At 70.3% G+C, this 9,016-nt stretch carries 5 protein-coding genes and 1 pseudogene; all 6 read right to left on the bottom strand.

What is annotated here, in order from left to right:
• Positions 1–10 precede the first annotated feature (10 nt).
• Positions 11–715 (bottom strand): hypothetical protein, encoded by a 705-nt coding sequence (locus ACWBNA_RS41830; RefSeq protein ID WP_482709819.1) that lies wholly within the window; start codon positions 713–715, stop codon positions 11–13.
• On the bottom strand, positions 712–2,649 hold the full coding sequence (locus tag ACWBNA_RS41825) for a hypothetical protein (RefSeq protein ID WP_482709818.1): 1,938 nt from the start codon (positions 2,647–2,649) through the stop codon (positions 712–714). The genes ACWBNA_RS41830 and ACWBNA_RS41825 overlap by 4 nt, the downstream gene beginning before the upstream one ends.
• On the bottom strand, positions 2,649–4,112 hold the full coding sequence (locus ACWBNA_RS41820; protein WP_482709817.1) for a hypothetical protein: 1,464 nt from the start codon (positions 4,110–4,112) through the stop codon (positions 2,649–2,651). Before ACWBNA_RS41820 ends, ACWBNA_RS41825 begins: the two co-directional genes overlap by 1 nt.
• 119 nt (positions 4,113–4,231) lie before the next feature.
• Positions 4,232–6,274, bottom strand: a pseudogene (locus ACWBNA_RS41815) (ComEC/Rec2 family competence protein); the annotation flags it as partial.
• Entirely contained in the window at positions 6,271–6,984 is a 714-nt protein-coding gene (locus ACWBNA_RS41810) for a ComEA family DNA-binding protein (RefSeq protein ID WP_482709824.1), read from the bottom strand. The pseudogene ACWBNA_RS41815 and the gene ACWBNA_RS41810, both read right to left, overlap by 4 nt.
• A 1,129-nt stretch (positions 6,985–8,113) precedes the next feature.
• Entirely contained in the window at positions 8,114–8,959 is an 846-nt protein-coding gene (locus ACWBNA_RS41805; protein WP_482709816.1) for a DegV family protein, read from the bottom strand.
• Between the last annotated feature and the right edge of the window lie 57 nt (positions 8,960–9,016).

Genomic DNA, 9,016 nt, shown 5'->3' with positions numbered 1-9,016 from the left:
CGACACCCCGTCACCGCATCAGAAATGGTGCACTTTCATCCGTACGAGGTGGTGCACGTTCGCTTGTACGCCGACACCAGGTCGCCGGGGGAACCGTGGAGGTAGCGAGAGCCTTGCTGGTGCCCAACTGGGCGACGCTGCGGGCGCTCTGACCAGGCCAGGGATCACCGGCAGGCCAGGGCAGGCTCAGGACAGAAACGGCTGCCGCCAGATTCTTGAGGGTGGTCACGTGCGCTCTGACCGTGTCCGGGGCAGTTCCGGATGCGGCTAGGTCGATGATGCGTTGCCGCAGGTCGTCGACGGTCCATGCGTCCGGATGGGCCGGAAGTCCGTTCTCGTGGCCCCAATTCGCTGCCGTCCGCAAGCGTGAGGCAACGTGGATCAAGGTGCTAGGAGCGCCGTAGCCTTCGAGAACGACACCCCTTCGGAGGACTTCGGGGTGCCGCGGGTTGAAGGTCACCATCAGGAATTCGCGGGCAAGCAGGTTCCAGTACGGATCCTCCAGCTCGTAGCTGAAGTGCACCCTCCACGCAGCGGCCTTGCAGTTGGCCGGCCGCTTGAGAATCCCGTTGAAGTTCCAGACGTTCCTGTCGCCGAACCGGGGGATGCGGGCGCCGGGCTGACGGGCCTCGGGGAGCAACGAACGTCCCTGGACGACGGGTTCATCGTCCCGGAACAGAGAGGGGCGTCGTTGCTCGGGCAGAGACAGGATCATGCGTCGAACTCCGTGTTCGCGGCGAGCGGCAGGTCCAGGACGACCTGGCCGGCTTCGATGTGCTTGCGGGCCTGTTCCAGTTCCTCGGGCGTGCGGTCCTCCAGGACGGCTCGGAGGTTCACCCAGCTCTGGCCCCATAGCCGCTCGAACGCCTGTGGGGTGAGAAGCGTGCGAAGCCGTTCCAGGTGCGCTTTGAACAGCAGGAGTTGAGGCAAGTTGGAGGGAAGAATCCAGGCGTTTTGGCATTCCAGGCAGCGCAGGGGTGCGACAGCGCAGAGCTCGCCGGGGCGGCTGTAGGGTCCCTGGTAGGGGTTCTTGCAGTGGGAGACGCCCATGTCGAGCTGACCGGCCATGATGTCCTCGGCCTCCTGCGGGGACAGTCCCGCGTCCTCCAACACGGCCTGGTCGACTTCTCCGGTGGAGCCGGAGACGACGGTGGGTCCGTCAACGCGGGCAAGAGCCTTGTCGAGCCAGTGCTGCTGGGCCGTGGCGATGGTCCGCCCGGACAGGATTCGCAGCGTGGTGCCCTGCGCGTAGTGGGTGGCGAAGGTTTCCTCGGTGTGGTCATCCGCTGCGGCGCTGATGCGTCCTTCGCTCACGATGGCCTTCTCGACCTTGACCGATTTCCGCATCCGGCCGATGTGCTGGTCCCCCTTGATTTGGATGCCCGTGGCGTCCAGCCAGCTCTTGAACGAGCTCTGGGTCACAGGCCTCCACTCGTCGAAGACCGCAGTGAAGTCGCTGCGGACCATGGCGCTGACGAAGAGCGTGTGGGTGACGTGCGGTGCTTTGGCCCGGACCCGAGCGGTCGTGTCCATGAGCTGGCGGACCACCTCGCTGGCCTCGCGCCGTGGCCAGTTCACCGTGAGGTGCCCGTCGGTGTCTTCGTCCGGGGCCTGCTCCCAGGACCCAGATATCTGATCTCGAAAAGCGCGGTGTCGCCGGTGTTCGGCCCGGTTCTTCAGGAGGGTCAGCCGGACGCCCTTGGGGAGGAACTCCACATCCGCCTCTCCAAAGCCGGTGACCTCTTCCGAGGCGTGGCCGGTGGCGTCCATCAGCAGGATGCGGAACGCGTGGAGGTCGAGGTTGTGCGGATACAACCTCGCGAATAGCTTGCGAGCCAGCTGCTGGCGTGCCGTCTGCGGAACAAAAGCCCTTCCGGGGCCTGCGGCGAACGTCTGCAGTTCCGGCGGCCAAGTACGGGGCGCAGGCACGACCCCGTGAATGTCTTCTGGGGTGATTTGCTCGTGGGCGAGGCCCCAGAGCAAATCGGGGACGCTGGTCCAGCTGCCTTGGTCAGGGTGACGTCCCTGTTTGGCCAGGGCCCACCCCTCCTCCAGACGTTTGCGGGTGGCGTGAACGCTCTGCCAGGCGGCGCGGACGAGGGCCTGCTTCTCCTGGCGAGTGAACTCGTCCCGTTCGGTCTTCTCCCCGCTGCCCAGCAGTGCGGGACCGCGGGCCAGCCGGGCCAGGTCCGGGGCGACCAGACGGTCGGGGTGGTCGTCCCGGCGGATGATCAACACCCGCAGGGCGCCCGCCAAAACCCAAGGGTAGGTGGAACTCGGAGCGTAACTCTCGGGCAGTGACAGCTCCCATTTCACCAGCAGGTCAAGGAGGTTTGGGTCGGTCAAGCTCGCCGTCTCCGCCGCCGACCCGAGCTCCCTGTCCGCGAAAGCGCAGAGCCGGGTGATCGCCAGGCGGTAGGCCTTCGCGTGGGTCGTGATGGCGGTGGCGGCCACGTACTCAACCCATTCATCGGCCAGTTGCATGGCCAAACGCGAACAGCCGAAGTCTGAGGGGTCCACCGCCATGAGCAGTCGGGGGACCTCGACGACCCGAGGGCCGATGCCGCCGGGCGGGGCAGGGTTCGCCAGGGCTGCCCGCAAGCGGTCGCGTTCCTCGTTGCTCCGGCCCTTCCGGCGTGCCTTCGGCATCAGCGGCCGCCCTTCGCGCCGTTGATCGCGTGGGACGCGATGTCGGCGTAGGACGCCTCGTCGTCGCCAATCCAGCTGGAAAATGCAGCCTCGAACTCGTTGATCAAGTCGTCCGTGTACTGGAGGTACTCGTAGGTGGTTCCCGGATTCGCGTGCCCGAGCCTCCGGCTGACGATCAGAAGCGGGTTGTGCCGGATGTGCCCGGTCAAGTACGACCGGTGCCGGCGACGGCGAGCCTGCATGTCCGGCTCCTCGCCATCCATGATGTTCTCCAGATAGGTCAAAAGCCGCAGAGCGTAGGTGTGCCGCAGGTCGTGCCAGCGCCAGCGTCGGCCCGGCAGTAGTGGCGTGGTCCGATCGGCGAGGCTGGTCATGCGTGTCCAGGCCCGGTGGCGGTAGCTCTTCCAGGCGTCCGCCCCCGGCATCAGACCGCCGCGGCAGACGAACAAGGACAGGGCCTCCAGGCCGAACTCGCCCTCGTAGACGGTGATCCGGCGCAGCTTGGCGTCCATCGCCGACATCTGGAACTCGCGCACGACACCGTCCAGGACCCCCTTTATCCGGCCGCCGGCGACGTCGACCTCACCCACCACGAACAGGTCGCGGGCCTTGCGCTCCAGCCCTCGGGCCGCCCTGCGGACGATGTCCGGACGCTCGAGCAGGCAGAACAGGTCGGCGGACGCGACGGCGTCCTCAGGGACATAAATCGGGCGGGCTTTGCCGTATTTCGCGCAGGCTTGGACGATGTACTCCGCCGCCCCGCCCGGCATTCCTGGCCAGAGTCCGATCTCGGGCAGCAGCACGGTCGCCCACTCCCGCCAGCGTGCCCCCGTGCCCAGAGCGATGTCGCTGCCCGCGCGGCCGCGCAGTGGCGACCATCCGCGGAAGGCCGAATCCACCTCGGCATTGGGCAGCTGCCCGCCCAGCCCGACGTCCCGGAAGTAGCGGTACTGCTCAAACGTGAGGTGCCGGATATCCATGCCCGACCGCACTCGTGGCGCCAAGGCGTTGCGTCCCCGCGCAGCCAGTCTCGCCGGGCGATGCGGCAAGATCCTCCGGTCGACGAGGAAGCCATAGAAGTCGTCCAGGACGAACGACTCCCGGCTCCAAACCGACGCGCCGACAGGCTTCTCCTGCCACTGGGTCCGATGGCCACGGTACGAAATGAGATCGGACTCCGCCGCCGACAACACATCGCTGTCCAAACCAGCAAGATGGTCGTCCAGCCGACCGATCACCCGCCCGTAGTCCTTCAGCGTGGTCTCGTCCAGCAACGCCGTTGACAGATACCTGCCGAACTCGCAGAAGGGTGGAACCGGCGTCTGCGTCTCCTCATCGAGCCATACCGGAGTCCCATCGAGGATGCCCCGCCGCTTCAGCAAAGCGACCACCCTCGCAGCAGAGATCACATCGGTGTCCAGGTACTTCTCCAGCAGCCCGGACTGCACAAAGGCAAGATCCACACTCGCCCCTCCCCAGGGGCTGGAGAGGAAACTCCCATCAGCTCACCTGTCTCGTACCACCGCAACGAGTCGAGACTGAACCACACATCTCATGAGACAGATTTGAACAGCTGAAAGAAGAAGTGGGTCAGCACGACCAGCGGGATCCTGGTGATGCCGAGCGTTCGCAGACAGTGGTCGACGAGCGCCGGATCGGGCCCCGCGTCCACGACCACGCCCGTGCCGTCGCCCGCCGAGAGCACCGTCGCGTCGCCCTGGCCCACATCGCACATCGCCAGCCGCCAACCCGGCGGCGGCCATCCCGTGATCACCCGGGTCAGCGGCGGCGGCTGCACGACGGCCAGCAGGACCAGCAGCCCGCACGCCGCGCACAGCCAGGGATGTCCCAGCAGCCGCCGCCCCACCAGCAGGACGAGCACGGTGACGAGGAGCAACAGCGCCGCCCCGGCCCAGCTGTCCGGCCAGTCCACTCCGCCGCCGGGCAGTGCCGCCCCCGTACGAGCGGTACCGGCGATCCACTCCGCCGGCCAACTCGCGCACCAGGCCAGCGTCTTCGCCACCGGCATCACCATGGGCGCCGTGGCCAACGCGGCGAAGCCCAGCACCGTGGCCGGCGCGACCGCGAACTCCACAAGGAGGTTGCACGGCACCGCCACCAGGCTCACCCGCGCCGACAGCACGGCGACGACCGGCGCGCACAAGGCCTGCGCGGCAGCCGCGGCCGCCAGCGCCTCGGCCAGTCGCGGCGGAACCCGGCGCCGTCGCAGCGCGAGACTCCAGCGGGGCCCCAGCGTGAGCAGGGCCCCGGTGGCCAGGACGGAGAGCAGGAAGCCGTAACTCCGGGCCAGCCACGGGTCGTACAGCACGAGCAGCAGGACGGCCGTCGCCAGCGCCGGGATCAGTGACCTCCGGCGGCCGGTCGCGAGCGCGAGCAACGCGATCGCTCCGCAGGCCGCGGCCCGCAGCACGCTCGGGTCCGGCCTGCACACGACGACGAACGCGAGGGTGAGCACGCCGCCCAGCAGCGCGGTCGTCCGGAGCGAGATGCCCAGGCGGGGTGCGAGACCGCGACGCTCGGCGCGCTGGGCCAGGCCGGGCGGGCCGACGAGGAGGGCGAGGATGATCGTGAGGTTGCTCCCGGAGACGGCCAGGGTGTGCGCGAGGTCGGTCTCCTTGAAGGCCTCGTCCAGTTCCGGGGTGATCCGTGCGGTGTCCCCGACGACCAGCCCCGGCAACAGCGCCCGCGCGTCCGCCGACAGCCCGTCCGTGGCCTCCCGCAGCCCCGCGCGCAGCCGGCCCGCGAACCGCTGCGCCGCCGACGGCTCCCGCACCACGTCCGGCGCCGTCCGGCCCCGCACCCGCAACACGGCCGCGACTCTGTCTCCGCCCACCGCTGCGGGCGCCAGCCGCGCGGTCACTCGCAGCCGCGTTGACGGCAACAGCCCGAGCCAGGGCGACCGGCCCGGCCCGTCCGCGGAGGCCCGCGCTCCCGACCCCCCGCCCACAGGCCGGCCGGGCCCCGAAGCCACATCGACGATCACCAGCACCGGCGTGCGCGTCGCCACCGCCGCCCCGTGCGCCGCCTCGACGCGTCGTACCTCGCCGTTGATCAGCACCGAGACCGGTGCCGCGTGGTTTCCCCTGATGCGGGGGCGGGTGAGCCGGGGATCGGAGGTCACCTCGACCTCGGCGGTCGCCGTGGCGTACTGCCCGGCCAGCGCGGGCACCGGACCCCGCCGCAGATCGGCCCCATGCAGCCCGGCGGACACGGCGGCCGCTCCGACACAGAGCAGCACGGCGGCGACCGAGGCACGGGGCCAGGTGACGCCCGCGGGCCGTGAGCGTGCCCGCGCGGACACGAGGAGTACACCTGCTACCGCCAGACACCCCACCGCGAGGACGGTGACCCACTGCCCCGGGACGTCCAGTGTCAGCGCGGCCGTCGCCCAGGCCGCGAGGGCTGGCGGTACGAGACGTAGATCTGTTGGTCCTTCCTCTCGGGGATGAGCGTCTCCCAGCCGTTTCCCGGAGGCGCCGTGGACGGCGAAGGCGCGGCCGGGTCGGGGCTCGGGGAGGTGAGCTTCAAGGCCGGGCCGGGGCTCATTGCCGGGGCCGTCGTCGGGTGTGTCGGGCTCGGTCGGCACGTGGGGGGTCTGCCTCATGGCCGTACGAGATTCCGCAGGTCGGCGAAGCGGCGGTCGCCGATGCCGTTGACCTCACGCAGTTCGTCCACCGAGCGGAAGCCCCCGCGCTGCGTGCGGTAGTCGATGATGTGCTGCGCCAGCACCGGGCCGACGCCCGGCAACGTGTCGAGTTGGTCCAGGGTGGCGGTGTTGAGGGAGACAGGGGCAGCCGGAGCACCTCCCCCCACCGCGCCGACCGAGCCGGCCGGGCCGCCCACACCCGTACCTCCCGTACCTCCCGAGCCGGGCATCACGGCGGCGGCAGGAGCGCCGACGATCACCTGTTCTCCGTCCACGAGGAACCGGGCACGGTTGAGACAGTCGGTGTTCGTACCCGGACGCACCCCACCGGCCGCGCGCAATGCGTCGGCGACCCGCGAACCGGCAGGCAGGCGGTGAATGCCCGGCTCACGAACCTTGCCGCTGACGTCCACGACGATCTCGACCCCGGCCGTCCCCGCGGCGTTCGGCGCACCGGCCGAGACGGTCGGCGCCGCCTGCTCGGCGCGGTGCTGTCCCTCCTCCTCATACGGGGCCGCCGCGCGCACCACCTCGGGCGCTCGAACGGACTCGGTCCGGCCCACCCAGAAATGCTGCACGGCGAAGACCGCGGCGACCACGAGCACCACGGAGAGCGCGAGCACGCTCCGCCGCTCCAGACCACACCTCGTCTGCACCCACACCGGCATCCGCTCCCACAGAGCCAGCCCGGCCCACACCCGCCGCCGCCCCAGAGCGCCGAGCCCCACGTCAAGACCGGCCTCACCATCCCTGACTGCCTCGGCGTTCCTGACTGCCTCGGCATTCCTGACTGCCTCGGCGGACCCCACAGCCGAGCCAACCGCTCCGACCGCTCCGACCGCTCCGACCGCTCCGACCGCTCCGACCGAGCCAACAGCTCCAGCCGAGCCCAGCGCCCCGACCGGCCCGACCAGTCCGGCTGAACCAACCTGTCCAGCCGATCCGGGCGCCTCCACCGGTCGGACTGGTCCCGCTAGCTGAGCCGTCCCAACCGATCCAACCGATCCCACCGGTCCGGCTGATCCGAGCAACTGAGCCGATCCAGCCACCCTTGCTGCTCCAACCGGTCCAGCCGAACCGGCGGCTCCCGGCAACGCTGACCCTCCAGCCGCCCCAGCGGCCCTCGCCGCCCCAACCGATCCAGCAGGTCCCGAAGATCCACCCGACCCAACAGCGCCGACCAGCCCAGTGGCCCCATCTGGCCCACCGCACGCACCAGACCCACCAGGCCCACCGGTCAATCCGACATCCCCGCCCCCGTCCCCGACCGAACCCACCAAACCCATCGGCCTCGCCAAACGCGCCGGCCCCGCCAAACCCCCCAAGACCCCGTCCACCCGTTCCCCGCCCACGTCAGCACCCGACGCAGCCGGACCTACCCCCGCACTCGCGTCGACACCGTCCGCAGCCCGCGCTTCCCCGCCCGGCGGACTCTTCCCCGACTCCCGCCACTCTCCCGCGCGTTCGGCGAACAACGCCTCGGCCCGCCGCCGGAGTTCGTCCGCGGAGGCCTGCCGGTGCCGGGCGCGGCCACTGCGGGCGGGGGCCCGACGATGACGGGTGCGCCCGTCGGAGGAGGGGCCCCGTCCGGGGCCACTGGTGGGATTCGCTGTGCGTGAGCGTGATCGAAGTGCCATGCGCCGAGGATCGGGGACATCGGCCCTGCCGCGATGATCTTGGTCAATTCCCGGGGACTACCGCCCGGTTGTGGAAAACTCCGTCACCCACACGAGCGACAACCCTTCGGCGGCCGACACTTCTCCCCACACCGCATCCCAAGACCCCCAGCCGCCAACCTCAACGCGGCGAGACCACAACCCCCAACAACCCAGGCCCTGTATGCGCCCCGATCACCGCACCGACCTCGCTCACGTGCAGGTCGGCCAGTCCCGGCACCCGCACCCGCAGGCGGTCCGCCAAGGCCGACGCCCGCTCGGGGGCGGCGAGATGGTGCACGGCGATGTCGACCTGCGCGCTGCCTGCCCGGTCCGCCACGATCTCCTCGAGGCGGGCGATGGCCTTCGACGCCGTCCGCACCTTCTCCAAGGGCTCGATCCGGCCGCCCTGGAGCTGCAGCAACGGCTTCACCGCGAGCGCGGAACCGAAGAGGGCCTGCGCGGCGCCGATGCGGCCGCCGCGACGCAGATAGTCGAGGGTGTCGACGTAGAAGTAGGCGGAGGTCCCCGCGGCCCGCTTCTCGGCGGCCGTGACGGCCTCGTCCACCGTGCCGCCCGTCTCCGCGACCTCGGCCGCGGCGAGCGCGCAGAACCCGAGGGCCATGGCGACCATCCCGGTGTCCACCACCCGTACCGGAACCGGAGCGTCGCGCGCCGCCACGACCGCCGCGTCGTGCGTGCCGGAGAGTTCGGCGGACAGGTGCAGGGAGACGATGCCGGTGGCGCCGGCCTCGGCGACCTTGCGGTAGGTCTCCGCGAACACCTGGGGGCTCGGACGCGAGGTGGTGACGGAGCGCCGCTTCTGCAGCGCCTGGGCCAGGGAACGGGTCGAGATCTCGGTGCCCTCTTCGAGCGCCCGGTCGCCGAGAACCACGGTCAGCGGCACCGCCGTGATGCCGTGGCGCTCCATCGTCCGCGGCGGCAGGTAGGCCGTTGAATCGGTGACGATCGCGACATGGCGGGACATGAGCTGGAGGTTACCTGGCGTAGCGCCCCGGCGGCAGCCCGGGCCCTCTCACCTGGG

The organism is Streptomyces sp. Q2, from assembly GCF_056820935.1.
Note: the sequence above shows the minus strand (reverse complement) of the source record. Positions and strands in the feature narration are given on the sequence as shown.